Origin of the sequence: Comamonas sp., from assembly GCF_036666375.1 — a bacterium.
In the GTDB taxonomy this organism is placed as follows: domain Bacteria; phylum Pseudomonadota; class Gammaproteobacteria; order Burkholderiales; family Burkholderiaceae_C; genus Comamonas.
The window spans coordinates 1-24674 of record NZ_JAVWWA010000019.1 but is presented as its reverse complement, the minus strand read 5'-3'; the positions used below and the strand labels follow the sequence as shown (position 1 = coordinate 24674).

The window sequence follows — 24674 nt, the reverse complement described above, 5'->3', positions numbered from 1 at the left end:
GACGGCCGTCTCAGTCGCGCGCGCCGGGCTCGGCGCTGGCGGCGTTGAGCAGCGCCAGGTCATCCGCTGACAGGCGCAGCTGCGCCGCCGCCATCAGCTGCTGGAGCTGGTCAAGCGTGCTGGCGCTGGCAATCGGCGCCGTGATTGCCGGGCGCTGCATCTGCCAGGCCAGGGCCACCTGGCCGGGCTGCGCGCCCAGTTGCTGGGCCACGCTGTCCAGCGCCTGCAGAATGCCCAGTCCGCGCGGATTCAGATAAGTGCTCACGGTCTTGGCGCCGCGCGGGCTCTTGCCGGCGTCGGCCTCGCTGCGGTATTTGCCCGTGAGAAAGCCCGCGGCCAGGGCGTAGAAATTGATCACCCCGATTTCCTGGGCAACGCACAGCGGCGCGAGTTCGCGCTCGAACACCGCGCGGTCGCAGAGGTTGTACAGCGGCTGCAGGCTTTCATAGCGCGGCAGGCCCAGGCGCTCGCTGGTCAGCAGCGCCTCCTTGAAACGTGCCGCGCCGTAGTTCGATGCGCCTATCGCGCGCACCTTGCCCGCGGCGATCAGGTCGGCATAGGCGCCCAGCGTGTCGGCCAGCGGCACATCGGCGTCGTCGTCGTGGGATTGGTAGAGGTCGATGTAGTCGGTCTGCAGGCGCTGCAGCGAAGCTTCGACTGCCGCGCGGATGTACTCGGGGCGCAGGCCGACCTTGCCGTCGCCCATGTCCTTGCCGACCTTGGTTGCGAGCACCACCTGCTGGCGCCGCCCGCTGCGCTGCAGCCACTTGCCGAGGATGCGCTCGGATTCTCCGCCCGTGTGCCCGGGCACCCAGCGCGAATACACGTCGGCGGTGTCTATGAAATTGAAACCTGCATCAAGCCAGGCGTCGAGCAGCGCGAAGGATGTGGCTTCGTCCACGGTCCAGCCGAAGACATTGCCGCCAAAGCACAGCGGCGAAACCTGCAGGCCCGAGCGGCCCAGTTGTCGAAACGAAGGAGAAGAAGCATTCATCGGCGTGTCCTTTGCATTGCGGATGCTTCCATTATGCAAACACGCCTCCTGGGTATCAGCCCATGACCTCGCTGTCGTCGCTGCGCTGGCGGGTGTGGAATTCCAGGCCCAGCACGTGCGCCATTTCGCTGAGCGTGGACAGGCGCGGGTCCAGGCCGCCGCTTTCGAGGCGCTGCACCGTCATGCGCGAGAGTCCCGCGCGTTCGGCCAGATCGGCCTGTGTCATCTGCGCGGCCTTGCGCGCCTGGGTCAGTTGTTCTATCAGGGGGTGGGTCATCTCGGGGATGTTAACGCCCCTGCCTGGCGCTGGCGGGCTGCTCAGGCAAACAGATTGAGCCGGGTTCCGAGCAGGCCGAAGCGCGCGAGCTCCGGCTGCAGCAAGGCCTGCTGCGTGGCCGCAGGTGCTGCCGCGTTCTGCGCTGCGGCGCGTTCGCCGCGGCGGACCACGGCCAGGCTCTGGGCATCGACCACGCGCTGCTGTGACCAGGCCCGGTTGGCGTTGTCGAGAGCGCGTTGGTAAGTGATGTCCATGATGCCGATGACCTCTGGGGTCCTTGATTGAAGTGGCTCGACTTTAGCGCTGCACGCCACTTCGCCATGGCCCGAAAAAAGCCCGGCCTACCGTCCTTTACCGGCGATCAGTCGAGGCAATCGAGGCTGCTTTGCTCGCAGTAATGCGGGCCTGGCGTGGCGCGCGGCGCGTGCACATGGGCCTGCAGATCGCGCAGCGCGGTGCGCAGGCCTTCCTCTATGACCGGGTGGTAGAACGGCATTTCGAGCAGCTCGGCGACGCTGCTGCGCCGCGCTATCGCCCAGGCCAGCAGATGGGCCAGATGCTCGCCTGCGGGCGCGCACAGCTGCGCGCCCAGCAGCTCGCCGCCGTCGGCGCGCGCATACAGCCGCAGCACGCCCTGGTTGCGCAGACCCGCGCGCGCCCGGCCCTGGTCGGCGAAATCGACGCCGCCTATCGCCACCTCGTCGCTCCAGTGCGGGTCATAAGGCATGCCGATGGCCGCGACCGAAGGCTCGGTGAACGTGATCGCCAGCGGCGTGCGCCGCGCGAAAGCGCGCGGCTCCTCGGAAAGCGCATTGTTGGCGGCGATTTCGCCTTCGTCCGTGGCCTCGTGCAGCAGGGCGCGGTCGGGGTTGACATCGCCGGCCCAGAACACCGACAGACCGCCCAGCTGCAAGGTATGGGGGTCGACTTCGGGCAGGCCGCGCTCGTTGAGCGCCAGTCCCAGGTTTTCCAGGCCCAGGCCCTCGATCGCCGGGCGCCGGCCCGTGGCGGCGAGCACGGCATCGACCTGCGTGGAAAACGCGCCCGCGCCGACGGTGATCGCGTGGCCATCGAAAGCCCGGAGTTCGGGCATCTGCCCGAGCTGCAGCTGCATGCTGCTCGCCATGCTCTGGATCAGCGCGGCATTGACCTTGGGGTCGGCGAGGCCGGCCAGATGGTCGTCGCTGTGGAATGCCGTGACGTCCAGGCCCAGATGCGCGAGCGCCTGCGCCATTTCGGTGCCCAGCGGCCCCAGGCCCAGCACCGCGATGCGCGCGGGCAGGTCGGTCTGCTCGAACAGCGTGTCGGTGGTCAGCACGCGATTGCCCAGCGCCTGCCATTCGTCGGGCACATGGGGTTTGGAGCCGGTGGCGATGATCAGGCTGCGCGCGGTCAGCCGGCGCTGGCCGTCCACTTCGACGGTATGCGGGTCCAGAATGCGCGCGCGGCCGGTGATGGCGCGCGGGCCCAGGTCGGCCGTGGTCTGCAGCACGCCGGCGACAAAGCGGTCGCGCTCGGCGCGCACGCGCTGCAGCACGGCGGGGATGTCGGCGCTCAATTGTTCGCTGCCGCGCAGTCCGAAGGCCTCGAACTGATGGCGGCGGTGAAACGCATGCGCGGCTTCGAGCAGCAGCTTGGACGGCATGCAGCCCACGCGCGCGCAGGTCGTGCCGCCGGGGCCGGCGTCTATCAGCGCGAAGCGCTGCGTATGCCGGCGCACCGCGCGCAGCGCGGCCAGGCCCGCCGAGCCCGCGCCGATGATGAGAACGTCATAGTCGTATGCAGGGGTCTGGTTCATGCGTTCACTTTGCATGGGACCCATGTTGCCGGCTGTAGGCCGGCATGCAAGCCCCGGGCCGGACGCCACGCTAGCGCGCGTATCAGGCGTCGAGCCAGCCCAGCCGGCCCTGGCCGATATCGTTGAGGTGCTGCACAAAGGCCGCGCTCGCATCCTCGGGCATGCGCCACAGCAGCGTCACCAGACTGCCGTGCGCGACCTCGAGCAATTCCGCCTGCACCGCGGCGATCTCGCGGCGCATCATGCCTTCGTGCGAATAGGGCACGCTGCAGCGCAGTGCGGTCATGCGCTGCAGCCGTATCTTGGGCGCGCTGAGCAATGCCTGGGCGACGCAGTCGGTATAGGCGCGCACCAGCCCGCCCGCGCCCAGCTTGACGCCGCCGAAGTAGCGCACCACGGTCGCGAGCACGCCTTCGAGCTCCTGGTGGCGCAGCACATCGAGCATGGGCCGGCCCGCCGTGCCGCTGGGTTCGCCGTCATCGACGGCCGCCGACTGGCCGCCCGCGAGCAGCGCCCAGCAGACATGGGCTGCGCCCGGATGTTCGCGCCGCAGGCTGTCGACCACCTGCTGGGCGCTGGCGCGATCGGCCATCGGTTGCACGCAGCCGATGAAACGGCTTTTCTTGATGATGAGTTCGCTCCGTGCGGGCGCGGCGAGAGTCTGGGACATGGGGTCTGTGAGCTTAACGCAAGGCGCGCGCAGCCTAGGCGAATCGGCGACATCATTGCCGGCATTTGTCCTACAAGGATTGCATTGGTGAAAAGCTAACCTAGAGGTCATAGGAGTGACCGTCCATGTCCAGTAGCCTACCCCCAACCCACGACCTGGCCGCGCACACATTCGGGCGCCACCAGTTCACTCCACCGCCTTTGCCAGACAATCTCGAACGCGCATCTTCCGTGGGCGCGCTCGCTGCAGGCCAGGATCCGCTGGCATATGCCGCACCCGTTCTGGACCTCGATCAGCGCATACGCAACGTAGGTGAATGGTGAAACCAGGCCCCCGCCGGCATTGCTGCCGGCGGTGCTGTTTTTGCGCTCGGCAAACTCCACACCGGTTGATTGCAGTGACCTGAGCAGTTTCGCGCGGCCCGCGTCGACCGCATTGCGCAATGCTAAAGTCCGCGTCCTATGTCTCGATACTGGTTGCTTCAACCCGCCGCAGCCCGTTCCCGCCAGATAGCGCTCGCAGATATCGGGCGCCTGCTGCACGGCCTGGGCGGTACGGGCAGCCACGAAGTCGCCGAAGCCTTGTTGCAGCTGCTGCTGCGTGAAGTTCCGCTGGCGCAATGCGCCATTTTTTCGTTTCAGGGCCAGGGGCGGCCCCAGGTGGTCGGATTTGGCGACCGCGCACGCACGGGGGCGCTGGCTGCGATTTCGCAGGACTACGCGCAACGCTTCTATCTGCTCGACGGTGCCCAGCGTGTTCTTGCCGAGGAGCTGGCCTGGGTCAACGGCCAGCGCGCCGCGCCAGCATCCACGGCGGCCAGTGTACGCATCTGGCTGCATCTGCAGGCACGCGACGAGGTGCTTCATCCCGAATACCGCGCCGTTTGCTACGAGCAGCCGCGCGTGGTCGAGCGGCTTTCGCTGCTCAGCCGCCAGCAGGGCGCGCGCTGGCTGTCGGTGAACCTGTACCGCGGCGAAGAACATGGTCCATTCGATGCCGCCGCGATTGGCGTGATCGAAGCGTTCGCGCCCATGCTCATGGACATCATGCGGCTGCACTACGCGGGGCAGACGCTCGAGGACGATCTCGCTGGCTGGGTGATCGCGCGCCTGCAGCGGCGCTTTGCGCAGCTGACGCAGCGCGACCTCGACGTGGTGCGCGCCGTGCTCGAAGGGCTGGACACCGCGGCGCTGGCGCAGCGTCTGGGGCTTACGCTCGAGAGCGCTCGCACCTACCTCAAGCGCGTGTGCCGCAAGCTCGGCGTGCAAGGCCAGCGTGAACTGTTCGCGCTGCTGATGGAGCCCGGCGAGCGCCGCTGAAGAATGTCCTGGCGATGTCCCTATATGGGGACAAATTGTGGTCTGCCGCTTTTTACACTGCTTGCACAAATCCCGATTTCCGCGCCCGCCCAGGAGACAAGCGCCATGCACCAGCCCCATGCCCAGCCGAGGCCATCGATCTACTACCGCTACCAGGTGCATGCGCCCTGGCTCGCGTCCGCGCACCCGGCCCAGCCACGCCATCCGGTGGTCATTGCCGGCGCCGGGCCCGTGGGCCTGACGGCCGCGCTGGAGCTGGCGCGCCAGGGCGTGGCCTGCGTGGTGCTCGAGTCCGAGCTGCAGGTCAGCGAAGGCAGCCGGGCCATCGTGTTCACGCGCCGTTCCATGGAAATCCTGCAGCAGGTGGGCGTGGCCGAACGCGTCAGCGAGAACGGATTGCCCTGGCGTTGCGGCAATTCGATCTACCGCGGTCAGCGCGTCTACCGCATGGAGGCGCCGCACGATGACGACGATCGCTTCCACCCCATGATCAACCTGCAGCAGCAGTATCTCGAGGAATATCTGATCGATGCCGCGCTGGCCCATCCGCTGATCGACTTTCGCTGGGGCAACCGCGTTGCCGAAGTCGTGCAGGAAGCGGACTTTGCGCATGTGCAGGTCGACACGCCCGAAGGCCTCTACACGCTGCAAGCCGACTGGCTCGTGGCCTGCGACGGCGCGCGCTCGGGCATACGCTCGGCCATGGGCCTGCAGATGGAAGGCGCGTCGTACGAAGGACGCTTCGTGATCGCCGACATCCGCATCGACCTGCCGCTGCCGACCGAGCGCCTGGCGTATTTCGATCCCGACTGGAATCCGGGCAACACCATACTCATGCACCGCGAGCCGCATGGCATCTGGCGCGTGGACTACCAGCTGCCATTGGACGAGGACCCGCAGGATGCACTGCGGCCCGAATCGCTCAAGGCACGCATAGACGCCCAACTGGCCATGATCGGCTTCGCCGGAACGCCCTGGCGCATGGACTGGAGTTCGGTGTACTCCGCGCGCGCGCTGACGCTGCCCGACTATGTGCATGGCAGCGTGGTGTTTTGCGGCGACGCGGCCCACATGCTGCCCATCTTCGGCGTGCGCGGCGCCAATACCGGCTTTCAGGATGCGCAGGCCCTGGCCTGGCGGCTGGCGCTGGTGGCACGCGGCGTCGCGCCGCGCGCGCTGCTGGCCACCTACAGCAGCGAGCGCGTGGGCGCGGCGCGCGAGATTGTCGAGGAGGCCGGCAAGAGCACGCGCTTCATGGCGCCGCCCACGCGCGGCTACCGGCTGCTGCGCGACGCCGTGCTGTCGCTGTCGCTGAGCGAGCCGTTTGTCGGGCCGCTGTACCACTGGCGCACTTCGCGCCCGCATGCCTACGAGCAGTCGCCGCTCAACAGTACGCACGACGACAATGCGTTGTTCGAGGCTGGCCCAGGCCATGGCGCGCCGCCGCAGAACGTGCGCCTGGGCGCCGAGGATTTTCTGCTCGACCATGTGGGTGGTCATTTCGATCTGCTGTATTTCACCGATGGCGCGTCCATTCCTGCGCCGCTGCAGGCCACGGCTGCGGCGGCGCGGGCGCGCGGCCTGCCGCTGCGCATCGTCGCCGTGGGCCGCGGCAGCGGACCCGTGGCCGGCGCCGATCTGCTGCTGCAGGACAGTGCAGGCCGCTGCCGCGCGCGCTACGGCGTGGCCGCCGAAGGCGCGGCCTATCTGCTGCGCCCGGACCAGCATGTCTGCGCGCGCTGGCTCGCGCTGGACGCCGCACGCCTGCAGTCGGCGCTAGACAGCGCGCTGGCTATTTCTGTCCCTGTTGAAAGCCGTTGATGTCCCACAACTCCCCATCTGCGGCCGCGCCCGCACTCGATATCGCCGGCCTCGAGTCGGTCTATGAAACCCTGGCTTCGGCGATAGACGCCGTCGGGCCTGATAAAACCGAGCTGTTCCTCGTCAAGCTGGCGCTGCTCAGCGCGCGCCAGATCGGCGATGCGCAGCTGCTGGCCACGCTGGTGGCGAAAGCGCAGAAGGACCTCTAGGCGTTCACCGCGCGCGCAGCAGGGCGGTCAAGACCCTGCTGCAGCAAAGCTACCTGTGCAAAAGTACACTGGCAGGTTCCAGTCCCCACGATCGCACGCCATGAACGCCCCCGTTGACGTTTCCTTCTTTGCCCGCGCCGCCAAACCGCTGACCAGCTACCGCCCGTACTGGGCCAAGCGCTTCGGCACGGCCAAGTTCCTGCCCACCACGCGCAAGGAAATGGAACAGCTCGGCTGGGACAGCTGCGATGTCATCCTGGTCACGGGCGACGCCTACGTGGACCACCCGAGCTTCGGCATGGCGGTGATCGGCCGCGTGCTTGAAGGCCAGGGCTTTCGCGTCGGCATCATTGCCCAGCCCGACTGGCAAAGCGCCGAGGCGTTCAAGGCCCTGGGCAAGCCCAACCTGTTCTGGGGCGTGACCTCGGGCAATATGGATTCGATGATCAACCGCTACACGGCGGACCGCAAGATCCGCTCGGATGACGCCTACACGCCCGGCGACGTCGCCGGCAAGCGTCCCGACCGCGCGGCCATCGTCTACAGCCAGCGCTGCCGCGAAGCCTACAAGGACGTGCCGCTGGTGCTTGGCGGCATCGAAGGCAGCCTGCGCCGCATCGCGCATTACGATTACTGGAGCGACAAGGTGCGCCGCTCGGTCGTGGTCGATTCCAAGTGCGATCTGCTGCTGTACGGCAATGCCGAGCGCGCGCTGGTCGAAGTCGCCCACCGCCTGGCTGCGCGCGAGCCGGTGGACACCATCACCGACGTGCGCGGCACGGCCTTTGTGCGCCGCGCCTCCGAAGCCGGCTGGTTCGAGATCGACTCCACAACGGTCGACGAACCGGGCCGTGTCGAAGCCCACATCAACCCCTACCAGACCACCAGCGAGCAGGCCGCGGCTCAGGGCAGCACCTGCAGCAAGGAAGACGGCGAGGCCGCCGCGGCCTCCGCCATTCCCGAGATCGCGGGCCCGAGCTGCGGCACGGGCAAGAATGTGCCGGCGCGGCGCCAGTACGACTCGCCGCTGGTCGCGGGCGTGGAGGAGGGCGATTCGGTTCAGCCCATACAGTTCGTCGCCAACCCGCTGCTTCGCAGCAAGCTCAAGGCGCCGCCGCGCGACCACTCGGTGATACGCCTGCCCAGCTACGAGCAGGTCAAGAGCGATCCCATTCTCTATGCCCACGCCAACCGCGTGCTGCATCTGGAAACCAACCCCGGCAACGCGCGCGCGCTGGTGCAGGCCCATGGCGAAGGCGCGACCGCGCGCGACGTCTGGATCAACCCGCCGCCGATTCCGCTGACCACGGCCGAGATGGACTATGTGTTCGATCTGCCGTATGCGCGCTCGCCCCATCCAAGCTATGCCGATGAAAACGGCAGCCACGATGGCGCGACCAAGATTCCCGCCTGGGAAATGATCCGCTTCTCGGTCAACATCATGCGCGGCTGCTTCGGCGGCTGCACCTTCTGCTCGATCACCGAGCACGAAGGCCGCATCATCCAGAGCCGCTCGGAAGATTCGATCATTCACGAGATCGAGGACATCCGCGACAAGGTCGCAGGCTTCACCGGCACCATCTCCGATCTGGGCGGCCCCACGGCCAACATGTACCGCCTGGGCTGCCGCACGCCCGAAATCGAGGCCGCCTGCCGCAAGCCCAGCTGCGTCTACCCGGGCATCTGCCAGAACCTGACCACCAACCACGATCCGCTGATCAAGATCTACCGCCGTGGCCGTGCGCTCAAGGGCATCAAGAAGATCCTGATCGGCTCGGGCCTGCGCTACGACCTCGCCGTGCAGTCGCCCGAGTACGTCAAGGAGCTGGTGCAGCACCATGTGGGCGGCTACCTGAAGATTGCGCCCGAGCATACGGAGCAGGGTCCGCTGACCAAGATGATGAAGCCGGGCATTGGCAGCTACGACAAGTTCAAGAAGATGTTTGAACAGTTCAGCGAAGAGGCCGGCAAGAAGCAGTTCCTGATTCCTTACTTCATCGCCGCCCACCCGGGCACCAGCGATGACGACATGATGAATCTGGCCATCTGGCTCAAGAAGAACGGCTTCCGCGCCGACCAGGTGCAGACCTTCTACCCCAGCCCCATGGCCACGGCCACGGCCATGTACCACTCGGGCCGCAACACGCTCAAGCGCGTGCGCCGCACGGTGCTCAGCGAGGACGAGTCGGTCGACATCGTGCGCGGCGAAAAGCGCCGCCGCCTGCACAAGGCCTTCCTGCGCTACCACGACCCAAACAACTGGCCGCTGCTGCGCGAGGCGCTCAAGACCATGGGTCGCGCCGATTTGATCGGCAACGGCAAGCACCATCTGATTCCTACGTTCCAGCCGATGACGGACGGCACGTACCAGAGCGCGCGCCGCAAGAACAGCACCGCGCCCGACAAGGCCGTGGCGCGTCCCCAGGCCGCGTCCTCGGGCGCGCGCAATGCGGCGGCTCCGGTCAAGGGCCAGCTGCTGACGCAGCACACCGGCCTGCCGCCGCGCGCGGGCACCGGTGCCAAACCCGGTGCCAAGCCCATGGCCCGCCCGGGCAATGCGCGTCCGGCCAGCAATGCGCGCCCCGCCCAGGGCAAGCGCGGCGGCGCACGCTGATACCGCCGAGGCCGGTGCCGGCCTCGGATCGCCATCAGGCCGGAATCACATGCAGCGGGATGTCCTGCTGCAGGGCCATTTCGCGCAGATGCGCGACCGAGCGTTCGCCCATGAAGCGGGTGATCGCTTCATGCGTGGAAGCTTCGCGCATGGTGCCGACATCGCCGCGCGCGGGCAGGCCGGCGGCGGCGCAAAGCCGGGCGGCGAAATGCGGCTCCAGCGCGGCAATCGCCACCACGCCGTCCTCGCAGCGGTAGGTGCGGTAGCCCGCATGTGCACCGCCGACATCGCCCTGCGGCGCTGAAAGCCCCCAGTGCAGCGGCTGGGCCAGCCACTGCGCGGCCTCGAACAGCCCGACATCGAGCAGCGCGCCCGCGCCCGAGCGCAGCCTGTGCATCTGCGTCTGCAGCACGGCCTCGCTGGCCATCAGCGCGCCGGTCATGTCAGCCATCAGTGATGCCGGCATCTGGCCGCCGGGCAGCAGCCCGGCTTCGGCCTGGTAGGTGATGTCATGACCGGGGATGTCTGCGCCTTCGCCGGTCGCGCCGAAGATGCGCACCATCGACAGCTGCGGGTAGCGCTTTTGCAGCGTGTCCCAATCCAGCCCCAGCTTGTGCAGCGCCGCAGGCCGGAACGAGGTCAGCAGCACATCGCTGCGCGCGAGCTCGGCGTGCAGCTGGTCCTGACCCTCGGGCGATTTGAGGTCTGCCTGCAGGCGGGTGATGTCCTTGTGCAAGGCGTTGTAGGCCTCGGGGCAGTAGGTCTGCACCGGGTCGGCGCTTGCGCTGCCGGCCGGGGCCAGGGGTTCGAGCTTGGTGCATTGCGCGCCCATGGCCGCGCAGCGGCGCAGCGCGGCCGGGCCCGGCAGGTTCAGCGCCAGGCTCAGAATGCGCACACCGCGCAGCGGGTGCAGGGGCAGGGCCGACCAGGAAGAGGGGTTGTGCATCGTCATGACCTCGTAAGTACGGCGTCCGCGTAACGCATTGGCGCCATGCCAATGTGTCGGGTTCATGTCTTTATACGCAGATGCGCGCTTCCCGGCCCTCGGTGCAAGCCCTCATGCGGCCCGTGTTGCGCGTCAGTCGAGCGCTGCGCCCAGGCGCTGCGAGATCGCGCGCGCGGCCTGCAGCAGCACGGGCAGCATCTGCGTCTGCATGACTTCGGCGCTGGTGCGGTTGGCCTGGCCGCTGATGTTGAGCGCGGCCACGGTCTGGCCCGCGCGGTTGGTGAGCGGCGCGGCCAGCGAGATCAGGCCTTCCTCGAGCTCCTGGTTGACCAGGCACCAGCCCTGGCTGCGTGCCTGGCGTATGCGCTCGGTCAGCTCGTTCACATCGGTGATGGTGTGCTGCGTGAAGCGCTCCGTCTTGAGCGTCTGCAGGCGCGCTTGCAGCGCAGCGTCCGGCAGCCCGGCGAGCAGCACCCGCCCCATGGACGTCCAGCAGGCCGGCAGGCGCGAGCCTATGCCCAGGTGGGAGCGCATGATCTTGTGGGTGTGGACCCGCATCACATAGACCACGTCCAGGCCGTCGAGCACCGCGGCCGAGCACGACTCGCGCACCTGGTCCACCACGTCTTCCATTACCGGCTCGGCCAGATTCCACAGCGGCATCGACGACAGATAGGCAAAGCCCAGCTCCAGGATGCGCGGCGTGAGCCGAAACAGCCGGCCGTCGCTTTCCACGTAGCCCAGCGTCTGCAGCGTCAGCAGGATGCGGCGCGCGCCGGCGCGCGTGAGGCCGGTGCGCGCCGCGACTTCGCTGAGCGTCTGCTGCGGCGCGTCGGCGCTGAATGAATGGATCACGCCCAGGCCGCGCGCAAACGATTGCACATAGCTGTCACCGGGCTTGGGGTCTTGGGTCGGGGGCTGGACGGTCATGGGATGCCTCTCTATAATTCATTATACGAACATTTGTTCTTTAGGCGAACATTTGCCAGGATTTTTGATCCCCAGGAGACGCATTACATGATCAACAAGATTGCCGACTCGGTGGCCCAGGCGCTGTCCGAAGTGAAAGACGGCGCCACGGTACTGATTGGTGGCTTCGGTACGGCCGGTATTCCCATCGAGCTGATTGACGGACTGATAGAGCACGGCGCGCGTGACCTCACCGTGGTCAACAACAATGCGGGCAATGGCGAGGAAGGCCTGGCGGCCCTGCTCAAGACCGGCCGCGTGCGCAAGATCATCTGCAGCTTCCCGCGCCAGGTCGACAGCCAGGTGTTCGACGGCCTGTACCGCAGCGGCAAGCTCGAGCTCGAGCTCGTGCCCCAGGGCAATCTGGCCGAGCGCCTGCGCGCCGCAGGCGCCGGCATCGGCGCGTTCTTCTGCCCCACGGCCTACGGCACCGAGCTGGCCGCGGGCAAGGAAACGCGTGAGATCAACGGCAAGCACTACGTGCTCGAGTATCCGATCCACGGCGACGTGGCGCTGATCAAGGCCGAGCAGGGCGACCGCTGGGGCAATCTGAACTTCCGCATGTCGGCCCGCAACTTCGGCCCCGTGATGGCCATGGCCGCACGCCACACCGTGGCCACCGTGCACGAGATCGTCGAGCTCGGCGAGATGGACCCCGAAAGCATCGTCACGCCAGGCATCTTTGTCAGCCAGATCGTGCGCGTGGAACGCGTTGCGACCCAGGCCGGCGGCATCAAGAAAGCCGCCTGAGCGGCGCGCGACAAGGAAAGAACAACATGAGCTATCAAAAACGCAGCAAAGACGAGCTTGCCAAGCGCGTGGCCGAAGACATCCATGACGGTGCCTATGTGAACCTGGGAATCGGCCAGCCGACGCTGGTGGCCAACCACATTCCCGCGGGCCGCGAAGTCATCCTGCAAAGCGAGAACGGCATCCTGGGCATGGGCCCGGCACCGGCCGCGGGCGCCGAAGACTACGACCTGATCAACGCCGGCAAGCAGCCCGTGACGCTGCTGCCCGGCGGCGCCTTCTTCCACCACGCCGACAGCTTCGCGATGATGCGCGGCGGCCACCTCGACATCTGCGTGCTCGGCGCGTTCCAGGTGTCGGCCACGGGCGACCTGGCCAACTGGAGCACGGGCGAGCCCGGCGCGATTCCCGCCGTCGGCGGTGCCATGGACCTGGCCATTGGCGCCAAGCAGACCTGGCTGATGATGGACCTGCTGACCAAGAAGGGCGAAAGCAAGATCGTCGCGCAGTGCACCTATCCGCTGACCGGCATAGGCTGCGTCAAGCGCATCTACACCGACCTGGCGACGCTCGAGTGCACGCCCGACGGCTTGAAGCTCGTCGACATGGTGCCCGGCCTGACCCATGCCGAGCTCGAACAGCTCGTGGGCCTGCCTATCCAGGCCTGAGTCCGCGCCACCGCCCCATTTACTTCATTCGACCCATTCAGGAGACAACATGAACCAGGCCTTTATTTGCGATGCGATCCGCACCCCCTTCGGCCGCTACGGCGGCGCGCTGTCGAGCGTGCGCGCCGACGATCTGGGCGCGCTGCCGATCAAGGCGCTGATGGAGCGCAATCCCGGTGTGGACTGGGCTGCCGTGAGCGACGTGATCTACGGCTGCGCCAACCAGGCCGGTGAAGACAACCGCAACGTGGCGCGCATGTCGGGCCTGCTGGCCGGCCTGCCGCTGGAAGTGCCGGGCGCGACCATCAACCGCCTGTGCGGCTCGGGCCTGGACGCCGTGGGCACGGCTGCACGCGCCATCAAGTCGGGCGAAACCGGCCTGATGATTGCCGGCGGCGTCGAAAGCATGAGCCGCGCGCCTTTCGTCATGCCCAAGGCCGAAAGCGCTTTCAGCCGCAACAACGCGGTCTATGACACGACCATAGGCTGGCGCTTCGTCAACAAGCTGATGAAGGCGCAGTACGGCGTGGACTCCATGCCCGAAACCGCCGAGAACGTCGCCGATGACTTCAAGATCGAGCGCGCAGCCCAGGACCGCATGGCGCTGGCCAGCCAGATCAATGCCGCGGCGGCGATTGCCGCCGGCCACCTGGCGCGCGAAATCGTGCCGGTCTCGATTGCCCAGAAGAAGGGCGACGCCATCATCGTGAGCCAGGACGAGCATCCGCGCGCCACGACCATCGAAGCGCTGGCCAAGCTCAAGGGCGTGGTGCGTGCCGACGGCAGCGTGACGGCCGGCAATGCCTCGGGCGTGAACGACGGCGCCTGCGCGCTGCTGCTGGCCGACGAAGCCAACGCCGCCAAGTACGGCCTGGTGCCGCGCGCCCGCGTGGTCGGCATGGCCACGGCCGGCGTCGCGCCGCGCATCATGGGTTTCGGCCCCACGCCCGCCACGCTCAAGGTGCTGGCCCAGACCGGCCTGACGCTCGAGCAGATGGATGTGATCGAGCTCAACGAAGCCTTTGCGGCGCAGGGCCTGGCCGTGCTGCGCGCCCTGGGTCTGCAGGATGACGACGCCCGCGTCAACGCCTGGGGCGGAGCGATTGCCCTGGGCCACCCGCTGGGTGCCAGCGGTGCACGCCTGGCCACGACGGCCGTCAACCGCCTGCACGCCACCGGCGGCCGCTACGCGCTGTGCACGATGTGCATTGGCGTGGGTCAGGGCATTGCCGTGATCCTCGAGCGCGTCTGATTCGCGCGGCTATGCGCTGTGCGGGCCCGCCCGCGCAGCGCATCTTTTTTTCGGAGTTTCCATGAATACTGCTACCCAGAATGCCCAGCGCGTGCTGATCACCGGCGGCGCCAGCGGCATAGGCGCGGCGATTGCCGAGCGCTGCCGCGCCGAAGGCTACGAGCCGGTGGTCATTGACCGCGTGGGCGACGGCATACGCGCCGACCTGTCCGACGCGGCCGACACCGAGCGCGCGCTGCGCGAAGCCCTGGCCGCAGGCCCGATCACGCGCCTCGTGAACAACGTGGGTATCGTGGTGCCGGCCGAGGCCGAGAACCAGACCCTGGCCGAATTCGACCTGGCGGTCTCGCTGAACCTGCGCTGCGCCTTCCAGTGCATGCAGGCGCTGCTGCCGGGCATGAAGGAAGCGGGCTTTGGCCGCATCGTCAACATGTCCTCGCGCGCCGCGCTGGGCAAGGAGCTGCGCACGGCGTACTCTGCGACCAAGGCCGGCCTGATCGGCATGACGCGCGTCTGGGCGCTCGAACTCGGCCGCCACGGCATCACGGCCAACGCCATCGGCCCCGGCCCCATCCGCACCGAGCTGTTCGACCGCGCCAACCCGCCCGATGCACCGCGCACGCGCGCCATCATCGAATCGGTGCCGGTCAAGCGCGTGGGTACGGCAGATGACGTGGCCCACACGGCCAGCTACCTGCTCGACGAGCGCAGCGGCTTTGTCACCGGCCAGGTGATCTATGTCTGCGGCGGCATGACCGTCGGCGTTGCCGGCGTCTGAGCCGCACACCATCCGACAGGCCCCCAAGGCCTTGACCCTGCCTGCGGCCCATGAGGCTGCAGGTGCTAACCACTAGAGAGACAGAGACCATAATGATGAAGACAAGCACCAAGTTCACGGGCCGCCGCGCGGCCCTCGCCACGCTGGCCAGCCTGGCTGTCGGCGCTGCAGCGCTGCCCACCAGCGCGCTGGCCCAGGCGCCGTACCCCAGCAAGCTGATCACCATCATCGTGCCGTTCTCGGCCGGCGGCACGACCGACATCCTGGCGCGCATCGTTGCCCAGGGCCTGACGGCCGAGCTGGGCCAGTCGGTGGTCATCGACAACCGTCCCGGCGCGGGCGGCAACATTGGCGGCCTGCTGGCCTCCAAGGCCCCGGCCGACGGCTACACGCTGTTCATGGGCACCGTGGGCACGCATGCCATCAACGCTTCGCTCTACAAGAAGATGTCCTTTGACCCGGTCAAGGACTTCGCACCGCTGACGCGCGTGGCCAACGTGCCCAACCTGCTGGTCGCCAACCCCAACCAGCCCTACAAGACCGTCAAGGAACTGATCGCCTACGCCAAGGCCAATCCGGGCAAGGTGAACTACGGTTCGTCGGGCAGCGGCAGCTCCATCCACCTCTCGGGCGAGCTGTTCAATTCGCTGGCCAAGGTCGACATGGTGCACGTTCCCTACAAGGGCAGCGCGCCGGCCGTGACCGACCTGCTGGGCAACCAGATCGGCATCATGTTCGACAACATGCCGTCCGCCATCCAGCATGTGCGCTCGGGCAAGCTGGTGCCGCTGGCCGTGACCACGGCCAAGCGCTCGCCCGAACTGCCCAACGTGCCGACCATTGCCGAAGCCGGCGTGCCCGGCTATGAAGCCACGTCTTGGTTCGGCATGCTGGCCCCGGCCGCCACGCCTGCGCCCATCGTCGCCAAGCTCAACGCCGCGCTGGTCAAGGTGCTGGCCCAGCCCGACATCAAGAAGAAGATCAACGACCAGGGCGCCGAGGCCTACAGTGAGACGCCTGCCGAGTTCGCCGCCTTCATCCAGAAGGAAAGCGTCAAGTGGGGCAAGGTCGTGCGCGAATCGGGCGCGATCGCGGACTGATCGCGATTGATCCCGGAGGGCCTTGCGGCCTTCCGGTGACCCGCAAGGAAGGCGCTGGCTGGGGCACGCAGTCCCGCTGCGCTGACGGCCTATTGCGCCAAACGGCCCGACAGCATTTTCTGCACCAGGGGATGCTGTACATGTTTTTGTGCGCCTATGGCAAAGAATTGCTCTTCCACGCCCTCACAGGCACCTATCTTTTGCACCTCATATCGGATCGTGAGATCGTCTTGCACGAGGGACGCCATGGGAAAGACACCCATGCCTGCGGCACTGAAGGTTTGCAGCATTGAGCTGTCCTCGAATTCGCCCACGATGTGCGGCTTGATCTCCAGCCGCTCGAACCATTGGTCCAGCCTGAAACGTACCGCTGCATGGGCGGTGGGCAGCAGCACGGGTACCGCGGCCAGGGAGCGCGGAAAATTGCAGCGTGCTGCGGTCAGCAGCGGTGCGGGCGCGTACCACGCCAATTCCGATGCGCCCAGCAGGTGGCTGTAGACTTTCAAACTGGGATTTTGCGGTGCGGCGCGGTCGGCAAGCACTACGTCGATCCGGTGCAAGGCCAGGTCGCCGAGCAAATCTTCAAACTCATCGACCAGGCACAGAAGCCTGAGGTGGGGTTCTTGCAGCACGGCCTGCATCAGGCTCCTGACCGCAAGCTTGGGCAGTTCGTCGGAGATGCCGACCACCAACCTGACCGCCGGCAAGTCGGCTGCGTCACGCAGCAGTGCAGGCAACTGCTCGCCCAACTGAAAAATCTGCTCGGCCTGGCGCATGGCCGCCAGACCCGCTTCCGTGAGTGCCACGCCGCGTCCCGCGGGCTTTAGCAGCGCATAGCCCAGCGCGCGCTCCAGTTCCTTCACCTGTGTGCTGACGGTTTGCACTGCCATGCCCAGACGCTCGGCAGCGCGGGCCATGCCGCCTTCCTTGGCAACCACCCAGAAGTAGTACAGATGGCGGTAACTGAAGGCGGAACTCATTGGTTCACCTTTTTCGGAACTGATACTTCCTGATTATCTGCTTCTATAAAGCGGCTGTGTCTTTATCGTGGGAGTGCCCCTCGTGAAACACAACCGCAGGAGAAGCATCATGTTGAGAGTTCTTGTCCCATCGGATGGCTCGCGCAATGCGCTACACGCGATACGCCATGTTTTGCACGAATACGACCAGAACCATGCGCTGGATATCCATTTGCTCAACGTGCAGCCGCCGTTTTCGGCGCTGATCTGCGAGCACAGCAGCAAGATCGCCAGAACGGATTTTCACCAGGAGCAGGCCGATGCCGCACTCGCGCCGGCGCGCCGGGTGCTCGACGATGCTGGAGTTCCGTATACCGCCCACTCCAAGGTGGGCGACACCGTCGACTGCATTGTCGACATGGCCGCCGAACTCCATTGCGACGGCATTGTGATGGGCACGGCGCGCAAAAGCTCCTTGGTGCGTCTTGTCGAGAGTTCGGTGACCAACAAGGTGCTTGAAAGAGCCCATGTTCCGGTGGAAGTGATCGCCGGCGAGAGCGCCTCAACGCTCGAGCGTGTCGGCATCCCGGCAGGCATAGGGGCAGGCGCAGGAATCCTCGCGCTCTGGATGGCTGCGAATTGACCGATGTCCCACCCCGATGAACGCGACGCTCCTGGAGCTGGCCCATGAACAACATCGAATCGTTGGCGACAGGTCCGATGTGGATCGGATTCATCGTATTCGTATTGATCGTGCTGGCCCTGGATTTGTTTGTTCTGGGAGGAAACAAGGCCCACCGGGTGTCGGTCAAGGAAGCCGCGGGCTGGACCGTCATCTGGATTTCTCTGGCGACATCTTTTGGTGCATTGTTGTGGTGGCATCTCGATGCAGAGGTCGGCCGCGAAATAGCCAATCGCAAGGCGCTGGAGTTCTTTACGGGCTACCTGATCGAGCAGGCCTTGTCCGTGGACAACATGTTCGTGTTCGTGGTGATCTTCGCTTACTTCGGCGTTCCACCCGAGTTGCAGCGCCGTGTGCTGCTGTATGGCGTGCTCGGCGCCATAGCCATGCGTGCCGTGATGATCATGGGGGGAGTGTGGCTGGTTTCTGAGTTCCGCTGGATGCTTTATGTGTTCGGCATTTTTCTTGTGGTCACCGGCATCAAGATGCTGGTTCTGGTCGACCATAAGCCCGACCTGGAAAAAAATCCCTTGCTGCGCTGGCTGCGCAGCCACCTGCGCATCACGCCCGGGTTTCACGGCCAGGATTTCTTTGTGCACATTGACGGATTGCGCTATGCGACCCCGATGTTCCTGGTACTCGTCATGATAGAAGCCAGCGACTTGGTTTTTGCGGTCGACAGCATTCCCGCCATTTTTGCGGTCACCACCGATCCCTTCATTGTCTTTACGTCGAATATCTTTGCCATCATGGGTCTGAGGGCGCAGTATTTCCTGCTCACGGACATGGCCGAACGCTTTCACCTGCTGCGGTATGGACTCGCGCTGGTGCTGGTCTTCATCGGTGCCAAGATGCTGCTGATGCCCTGGTTTCACATGCCCGTGCAGTGGTCGCTGTCGATCGTGGCCTTGATCGTACTGGCCTCCGTATTCCTCAGCATCAGGCTTCCCCGGCACAGGCAGCCCGGAAGTTCGCTGTGAATCAAGGCAAGAAAAAGCCCCTGCAAGAGGGGCTGGGAGGGCTTGCTGCAGATATCCTCAAGGGAGCCTGGCGCCTTTTTCAAGGGGAACCAGGGCCCCTGGACATGTTCAGATCACCTTGGCGATGGCCTGGCAGACGTAGTCGATGTTCTTGCTGTTCAAGGCAGCGACGCACATGCGGCCGGTGTCGGTGCCGTAGACACCGAATTCGCTGCGCAGGCGCACCATCTGGTCCTTGGACAGGCCCGAGTAGCTGAACATGCCGACCTGCTGGGTGATGAACGACATGTCCTGCTGCACGCCCGCGGCCTTGAGGCCGTCGACCAGCTTCTGGCGCATGGCCTTGATGCGCACGCGCATCTCGCCCAGTTCCTTTTCCCACAGGGCGCGCAGCTCGGGGTTGTTGAGCACGGCCGCGACCACGGCGCCGCCGTGGATGGGAGGGTTGGAATAGTTGGTGCGGATCGTGATCTTGAGCTGGCTCAGAACGCGCTTGGCTTCTTCGGCGTCCTTGGCAACCACCGACAGCGCGCCCACGCGCTCGCCGTACAGGCTGAAGCTCTTGGAGAACGAGGTCGAGACCAGGATGTCCAGGCCGGCGGCGACGAACTTGCCGATCACGGCGCCGTCTTCGGCAATGCCTTCGCCAAAGCCCTGGTAGGCCATGTCGAGGAAGGCTGTCAGTTGCTTGGCCTTGACGGCGGCAATGACCTGGTCCCACTGGGCGGCAGTGATGTCATAGCCCGTGGGGTTGTGGCAGCAGGCGTGCAGCACGACGATGGTGCCGGGCGCTGCGGCGTTGAGGCTGGCCAGCATGCCTTCGAAGTTGACGCCGCGCTTTTCGGCGTCGTAGTAGGCGTAGGAGTCGACTTCGAAACCGGCGTTCTGGAAGATCGCGCGGTGGTTTTCCCAGCTGGGATCGGAAATCAGCACCTTGGCCTGGGGGCTGACCTTCTTGAGGAAGTCGGCGCCGATCTTCAGGCCGCCGGTGCCGCCAATGGCCTGCACCGTGGACACGCGGCCCGAGGTGACGACATCGCTGTCGGCGCCGAAGACCAGGCCCTTGACGGCGTTGTCATAGGCGACGATACCGTCGATGGGCAGGTAGCCGCGTGCCGTGGGCTGGGCCATCATGGCCTTTTCGGCGGTCTGCACGCATTGCAGCAAGGGCAGCTTGCCGTTGTCATCGAAGTACACGCCCACGCCCAGGTTGACCTTGTTGGGGTTGGTGTCAGAGGCGAATTGCTCGTTCAGACCCAAAATAGGGTCGCGGGGGGCCATTTCGACGGCGGTAAACAAAGACATGAAAAAAATCCTCGGAGGATGAAAATATGGCTGCCAGCCCCAAGCTGCATTATTCATTTGGGTTAGCCCCGGAATTTTAGCGGCCTGCGGGGCAGGCTAGTATCACCACGTTATGCACCAAGCTACTGATCTGCCATTGACTGGCCAATTTGTTTCGTATGAAGGCTCGCCTTTCGAGCTTTATCAGCCGTATCCGCCGGCCGGCGACCAGCCGCAGGCGATTGCGAAGCTGGTGGAGGGGCTGCAGGACGGCGAAGTGTTCCAGACGCTGCTGGGCGTCACCGGCTCGGGCAAGACCTTCACCATGGCCAATGTGATCGCCCAGATGGGGCGGCCGGCCATCGTCTTCGCGCCCAACAAGACGCTGGCCGCCCAGCTCTACAGCGAATTCCGCGAGTTCTTCCCCAAGAACGCGGTCGAGTACTTCGTCAGCTATTACGACTATTACCAGCCCGAAGCCTATGTGCCGCAGCGCGACCTGTTCATCGAGAAGGACAGCGCGATCAACGAGCACATCGAGCAGATGCGGCTGTCGTGCACCAAGAGCCTGATGGAGCGGCGCGATGTGGTGATCGTCGCCACGGTGTCGGCGATCTACGGCATTGGCGAGCCCGAAAGCTACCACCGCATGGTGATGACGCTGCGCACCGGCGCGCGCATGGGCCAGCGCGACGTGATTGCCCAGCTGATACGCATGCAGTACCAGCGCAACGACCAGGATTTCAGCCGCGGCAAGTTCCGCGTGCGCGGCGACACCATCGACGTGTTTCCGGCCGAGCATTCCGAGCTGGCGCTGCGCATCGAGCTGTTTGACGACGAAATCGAGACGCTGCAGCTGTTCGATCCGCTCACCGGCCGGGTCAAGCAGAAGATCCCACGCTTCACGGTCTATCCCAGCAGCCATTACGTCACGCCGCGCGACAAGGTGCTCGCGGCCGTCGAGACCATCAAGCTCGAGCTGGCCGAGCGCCTGAACGAGCTGGTGGGGCAGGGCAAGCTGGTCGAGGCCCAGCGGCTGGAGCAGCGCACGCGCTTCGACCTCGAGATGCTCAGCGAAATCGGGCATTGCAAGGGCATCGAGAACTACACGCGCCACCTGTCGGGCGCGGCGCCCGGCGATCCGCCGAGCACGCTGACCGACTACATGCCGGCCGACGCGCTGATGTTCCTCGATGAAAGCCATCAGATGATAGGCCAGCTCAACGCCATGTACAACGGCGACCGGGCGCGCAAGACCACGCTGGTCGAATATGGCTTTCGCCTGCCTTCGGCGCTCGACAACCGGCCGCTCAAGTTCGCCGAATTCGAGCAGCGCATGCGCCAGATCGTGTTCGTCTCGGCCACGCCTGCCGACTACGAGAAGACCCATGCGAGCCAGGTGGTCGAGCAGGTGGTGCGGCCCACGGGCCTGATCGACCCCGAGATCGAAGTGCGGCCCGCTATCCACCAGGTCGACGACGTGCTGCAGGAAATCCGCCTGCGCTCGGAAATCAACGAGCGCGTGCTGATCACCACGCTGACCAAGCGCATGGCCGAGCAACTGACAGATTACCTCACCGACAACGGCGTCAAGGTGCGTTACCTGCATTCCGATGTGGACACCGTCGAGCGCGTGGAAATCATCCGCGACCTGCGGCTGGGGTTGTTTGACGTGCTGGTCGGCATCAACCTGCTGCGCGAAGGCCTGGACATCCCCGAAGTCTCGCTGGTGGCGATTCTCGACGCCGACAAGGAAGGCTTTCTGCGCGCCGAGCGCAGCCTGATCCAGACCATAGGCCGCGCGGCGCGCAACCTCAACGGCAAGGCGATTCTCTACGCGGACCGCATCACGGATTCGATGCGCAAGGCGATAGACGAAACCGAGCGCCGGCGCGCCAAGCAGACGCAGTTCAACCTGGACAACGGCATCACGCCGCAGGCCATTGTCAAGCAGGTGAAAGACCTGATTGACGGTGTTTACAGCGAAAAAAGCGGCAAGGAAGCCGAGCGGCTGGAGCAGGCCGACGCGCAACGGGTGCGCGTGGAAGAGATGTCGGAGAAGGACGTGGCGCGCGAAATCAAGCGCCTCGAGAAGCAGATGCTCGAGCATGCGCGCAGCCTGGAGTTCGAGCAGGCAGCGCGCGTTCGCGACCAGTTGGCGCAGCTCAAGGCGCGCTTTTTCGGCGCTTCCGGACGCGAGTCGCCAGTAGTGTGAGCGGGTCCGCGAGCTTTGTCTTGGGGTACCCGACAAAATTGATGGGGTTTGTGATACACTAGACCCCACATTCAATAACAACAAAGACTTCGATGAAGAAGGGCTCTGGACCTTTTGTAGGGCGGAGTATGGGCGGAGACGGTGCCCGGACGGGTCAAGAACCTGCCTAGGGTATTTCTGTAACGAACAAGCCTGACAAAGGAGCTCGCGATGCGTCTCACAACCAAAGGCCGCTTTGCGGTCACTGCCATGATCGACTTGGCCCTGCGCCAAAACAACGGTCCCGTCACGCTGGCTGCCATCAGCCAGCGTCAACAGATTTCGCTGTCCTATCTGGAACAGCTGTTCGGCAAGCTGCGCCGCCACGAACTGGTCGAATCGACCCGTGGCCCTGGCGGCGGATACACGCTGGCCCGCAAGGCCGCGGATATCACTGTTGCCGACATCATCGTTTCGGTGGACGAACCCATCGACGCCACCCAGTGTGGCGGCAAGGAAAACTGTCTGGGCGAAGCCGGCCGTTGCATGACCCACGAGCTGTGGGCCGCGTTGAACCAGCGCATGGTCGAGTTTCTTGACTCGGTGACCTTGCAAAAGCTCGTCGACGAACAGATCGCCAAGGGCGTGCAGATCGAAGACAAGCCTGTGGTGCGCCGCGCGATCTCCACGGCTCCCGTGGTCAAGCCGATACGCGTGAATGCACCGAACTCGGTGTTTGCCTTGGGCAACGTTTTCGCCAAGTCGTAATCCGCGCCGAGCAACGGTGCCAGCGCCAGGGGGCGGGGCACTGCCAGGTGTGTAGAGAAAATTTCGTTTTTTTGCCAGCCAGACATTGCATTGAGCCAGCCATGGACATGACCCCGCACTTCCCCATTTATCTCGACTACGGCGCCACCACGCCGGTGGACCCGCGTGTGGTCGACGCCATGATTCCGTGGTTGCGCGAGCACTTCGGCAATGCGGCATCGCGCAGCCATGCCTGGGGTTGGGAAGCCGAAGAGGCGGTCGAGGCGGCGCGCGGTCATGTGGCGGCGCTGATCAATGCGGATCCGCGTGAAATCGTCTGGACCAGCGGCGCGACCGAGTCCGACAACCTGGCGATCAAGGGCGCGGCCCATTTCTACCAGGGCAAGGGCAAGCACCTGATCACCGTGAAGACCGAGCACAAGGCGGTGCTCGACACCATGCGTGAACTCGAGCGCCAGGGCTTTGAAGTCAGCTATCTGGATGTGCAGGACAACGGTCTGCTGGACTTCGAAGTCTTCAAGGCCGCGATCCGCCCCGACACCATCCTCGCCAGCGTGATGCTGGTGAACAACGAAATCGGCGTGGTGCAGGACATCCCCCGCATCGGCGCGCTGTGCCGCGAAAAGGGCATCATTTTCCACGTGGACGCCGCGCAGGCAACCGGCAAGCTGCCTATCGACATGGCCACGCTGCCCGTCGATCTGATGAGCCTGACGGCGCACAAGACCTACGGCCCCAAGGGCATCGGTGCGCTGTACGTGCGCCGCAAGCCCCGCGTTCGCCTGGAAGCACAAATGCACGGCGGCGGTCACGAGCGCGGCATGCGTTCGGGCACGCTGGCCACGCACCAGATCGTCGGCATGGGCGAAGCCTACCGCATCGCCAAGGAAGAAATGGGCCAGGACATCGCCAAGGCGCGTGCCCTGCAGACCCGTCTGCTCGACGGTCTCAAGGACATCGAGCAGGTGTTCGTCAATGGCGACATGACGCATCGCGTTCCCCATTACCTGAACATCAGCTTCAACTACGTTGAAGGCGAGTCGCTGATCATGGGCATCAAGGGCCTGGCGGTATCGTCGGGTTCGGCCTGCACATCGGCCAGCCTCGAGCCCAGCTATGTGCTGCGCGCCCTGGGCCGCAGCGACGAACTGGCCCACAGCAGCCTGCGCATGACCATCGGCCGTTTCACGACCGAAGAAGAAATCGACTACGCGATCGGCACCATCCGCGCAAATGTCGAGAAGCTGCGCGAACTGAGCCCCTTGTGGGAAATGTACAAGGACGGCATCGACATCAGCAGCATCCAGTGGGCTGCCCACTAGGCGTGCCCCACTGAGCTTGGTCCAAAGATCCACGGTCTGAAGAATTGAAGAGGTAGACATCATGGCTTATTCCGAAAAAGTGGTAGACCACTACGAAAACCCCCGCAATGTGGGTTCGTTCGACAAGGGTGACGGCTCCGTTGGTACGGGCATGGTCGGCGCTCCCGCCTGCGGCGACGTGATGAAGCTGCAGATCAAGGTCAATCCGGAAACCGGAGTGATCGAAGATGCACGCTTCAAGACCTATGGCTGCGGCTCGGCGATTGCTTCGTCGTCGCTGGTCACCGAATGGGTCAAGGGCAAGACGCTGGACCAGGCCG

Annotated in this window: 24 protein-coding genes and 1 pseudogene; 15 read left to right on the top strand and 10 right to left on the bottom strand. The window is 65.3% G+C overall.

The features are described 5' to 3' along the window. Nucleotides 1–10 precede the first annotated feature (10 nt). The 6 genes and pseudogenes from RR928_RS07065 to RR928_RS07040 all read right to left on the bottom strand — a co-directional run bounded on the left by RR928_RS07065 (nucleotide 11) and on the right by RR928_RS07040 (nucleotide 4182). Nucleotides 11–994, bottom strand: a complete 984-nt coding sequence (locus tag RR928_RS07065; protein WP_332549342.1) for an aldo/keto reductase — start codon at nucleotides 992–994, stop codon at nucleotides 11–13. A gap of 100 nt (nucleotides 995–1094) precedes the next feature. Continuing rightward, nucleotides 1095–1271 (bottom strand): annotated as a pseudogene (locus RR928_RS07060) (helix-turn-helix transcriptional regulator); the annotation flags it as partial. A 41-nt stretch (nucleotides 1272–1312) separates the two neighbouring features. Continuing rightward, entirely contained in the window at nucleotides 1313–1525 is a 213-nt protein-coding gene (locus RR928_RS07055) for a hypothetical protein (protein WP_332538814.1), read from the bottom strand. A gap of 107 nt (nucleotides 1526–1632) precedes the next feature. Continuing rightward, entirely contained in the window at nucleotides 1633–3069 is a 1437-nt protein-coding gene (locus tag RR928_RS07050; protein WP_332538813.1) for a dihydrolipoyl dehydrogenase, read from the bottom strand. Nucleotides 3070–3151: 82 nt separating this feature from the next. Beyond that, complete coding sequence (locus tag RR928_RS07045) at nucleotides 3152–3739, bottom strand: IMPACT family protein (RefSeq protein ID WP_332549340.1); 588 nt, start codon at nucleotides 3737–3739, stop codon at nucleotides 3152–3154. Nucleotides 3740–3876: 137 nt separating this feature from the next. After that, the gene (locus RR928_RS07040) at nucleotides 3877–4182 is read right to left on the bottom strand and encodes a hypothetical protein (RefSeq protein ID WP_332549339.1); all 306 of its coding nucleotides are present in this window, start codon (nucleotides 4180–4182) and stop codon (nucleotides 3877–3879) included. Nucleotides 4183–4200: 18 nt separating this feature from the next. On the opposite strand from RR928_RS07040, the gene RR928_RS07035 reads away from it, so the two are divergent. The 4 genes from RR928_RS07035 (at nucleotide 4201) to RR928_RS07020 (ending at nucleotide 9702) form a co-directional block, all read left to right on the top strand. Continuing rightward, entirely contained in the window at nucleotides 4201–5058 is an 858-nt protein-coding gene (locus RR928_RS07035) for a helix-turn-helix transcriptional regulator (RefSeq protein WP_332681931.1), read from the top strand. Between the two features lie 105 nt (nucleotides 5059–5163). Further along, nucleotides 5164–6879: an FAD-dependent monooxygenase gene (locus tag RR928_RS07030; RefSeq protein WP_332681929.1), complete on the top strand. Its 1716-nt coding sequence runs from the start codon at nucleotides 5164–5166 to the stop codon at nucleotides 6877–6879. Continuing rightward, the gene (locus RR928_RS07025; RefSeq protein ID WP_332538807.1) at nucleotides 6879–7088 is read left to right on the top strand and encodes a DUF2783 domain-containing protein; all 210 of its coding nucleotides are present in this window, start codon (nucleotides 6879–6881) and stop codon (nucleotides 7086–7088) included. Before RR928_RS07030 ends, RR928_RS07025 begins: the two co-directional genes overlap by 1 nt. Nucleotides 7089–7188: 100 nt before the next feature. Next, on the top strand, nucleotides 7189–9702 hold the full coding sequence (locus tag RR928_RS07020; RefSeq protein WP_332681927.1) for a YgiQ family radical SAM protein: 2514 nt from the start codon (nucleotides 7189–7191) through the stop codon (nucleotides 9700–9702). Between the two features lie 34 nt (nucleotides 9703–9736). On the opposite strand, the gene RR928_RS07015 is transcribed toward RR928_RS07020, so the two are convergent. Beyond that, nucleotides 9737–10648: a CoA transferase gene (locus tag RR928_RS07015; RefSeq protein WP_332539897.1), complete on the bottom strand. Its 912-nt coding sequence runs from the start codon at nucleotides 10646–10648 to the stop codon at nucleotides 9737–9739. Between the two features lie 132 nt (nucleotides 10649–10780). Next, nucleotides 10781–11578 (bottom strand): IclR family transcriptional regulator domain-containing protein, encoded by a 798-nt coding sequence (locus RR928_RS07010; RefSeq protein ID WP_332681925.1) that lies wholly within the window; start codon nucleotides 11576–11578, stop codon nucleotides 10781–10783. 87 nt (nucleotides 11579–11665) lie between these two features. Between RR928_RS07010 and RR928_RS07005 the strand changes: the two genes are divergently transcribed. The 5 genes from RR928_RS07005 (at nucleotide 11666) to RR928_RS06985 (ending at nucleotide 16165) form a co-directional block, all read left to right on the top strand. After that, nucleotides 11666–12367 (top strand): 3-oxoacid CoA-transferase subunit A, encoded by a 702-nt coding sequence (locus RR928_RS07005; RefSeq protein WP_332539895.1) that lies wholly within the window; start codon nucleotides 11666–11668, stop codon nucleotides 12365–12367. A 26-nt stretch (nucleotides 12368–12393) separates the two neighbouring features. Next, nucleotides 12394–13035 (top strand): 3-oxoacid CoA-transferase subunit B, encoded by a 642-nt coding sequence (locus tag RR928_RS07000; RefSeq protein WP_332681923.1) that lies wholly within the window; start codon nucleotides 12394–12396, stop codon nucleotides 13033–13035. Between the two features lie 49 nt (nucleotides 13036–13084). Beyond that, the gene (gene pcaF, locus RR928_RS06995; RefSeq protein WP_332539892.1) at nucleotides 13085–14287 is read left to right on the top strand and encodes a 3-oxoadipyl-CoA thiolase; all 1203 of its coding nucleotides are present in this window, start codon (nucleotides 13085–13087) and stop codon (nucleotides 14285–14287) included. A 61-nt stretch (nucleotides 14288–14348) separates the two neighbouring features. Further along, nucleotides 14349–15065 carry an SDR family NAD(P)-dependent oxidoreductase gene (locus tag RR928_RS06990; RefSeq protein WP_332539891.1) on the top strand — a complete coding sequence of 239 codons (717 nt, stop codon included), beginning with the start codon at nucleotides 14349–14351 and terminating at the stop codon, nucleotides 15063–15065. A 95-nt stretch (nucleotides 15066–15160) separates the two neighbouring features. Continuing rightward, the gene (locus RR928_RS06985; RefSeq protein WP_332539900.1) at nucleotides 15161–16165 is read left to right on the top strand and encodes a Bug family tripartite tricarboxylate transporter substrate binding protein; all 1005 of its coding nucleotides are present in this window, start codon (nucleotides 15161–15163) and stop codon (nucleotides 16163–16165) included. Nucleotides 16166–16254: 89 nt separating this feature from the next. Here the strand turns inward: RR928_RS06985 and RR928_RS06980 are convergent, their stop codons facing one another. Continuing rightward, complete coding sequence (locus tag RR928_RS06980) at nucleotides 16255–17145, bottom strand: LysR family transcriptional regulator (protein ID WP_332539889.1); 891 nt, start codon at nucleotides 17143–17145, stop codon at nucleotides 16255–16257. A gap of 82 nt (nucleotides 17146–17227) precedes the next feature. On the opposite strand from RR928_RS06980, the gene RR928_RS06975 reads away from it, so the two are divergent. Both RR928_RS06975 and RR928_RS06970 read left to right on the top strand, forming a co-directional pair. After that, nucleotides 17228–17767: a universal stress protein gene (locus RR928_RS06975; protein WP_332539887.1), complete on the top strand. Its 540-nt coding sequence runs from the start codon at nucleotides 17228–17230 to the stop codon at nucleotides 17765–17767. Between the two features lie 44 nt (nucleotides 17768–17811). Further along, on the top strand, nucleotides 17812–18786 hold the full coding sequence (locus tag RR928_RS06970) for a TerC family protein (protein ID WP_332681920.1): 975 nt from the start codon (nucleotides 17812–17814) through the stop codon (nucleotides 18784–18786). A 108-nt stretch (nucleotides 18787–18894) separates the two neighbouring features. Here the strand turns inward: RR928_RS06970 and RR928_RS06965 are convergent, their stop codons facing one another. Beyond that, nucleotides 18895–20091, bottom strand: coding sequence for an amino acid aminotransferase (locus tag RR928_RS06965; RefSeq protein ID WP_332681918.1), 1197 nt, complete (start codon nucleotides 20089–20091; stop codon nucleotides 18895–18897). 112 nt (nucleotides 20092–20203) lie between these two features. Between RR928_RS06965 and uvrB the strand changes: the two genes are divergently transcribed. From uvrB to RR928_RS06945, 4 genes are all read left to right on the top strand, one after another. Further along, a complete protein-coding gene (uvrB, locus tag RR928_RS06960; protein ID WP_332537380.1) occupies nucleotides 20204–22285 on the top strand; it encodes an excinuclease ABC subunit UvrB in 2082 nt (693 codons plus the stop codon). Between the two features lie 210 nt (nucleotides 22286–22495). Further along, nucleotides 22496–23032: a Fe-S cluster assembly transcriptional regulator IscR gene (gene iscR, locus RR928_RS06955; protein ID WP_159913519.1), complete on the top strand. Its 537-nt coding sequence runs from the start codon at nucleotides 22496–22498 to the stop codon at nucleotides 23030–23032. A 101-nt stretch (nucleotides 23033–23133) separates the two neighbouring features. Next, entirely contained in the window at nucleotides 23134–24354 is a 1221-nt protein-coding gene (locus RR928_RS06950) for an IscS subfamily cysteine desulfurase (protein ID WP_332537378.1), read from the top strand. Between the two features lie 61 nt (nucleotides 24355–24415). After that, the coding region (locus RR928_RS06945; RefSeq protein WP_332681914.1) for an iron-sulfur cluster assembly scaffold protein at nucleotides 24416–24674 on the top strand (259 nt) is incomplete at its 3' end.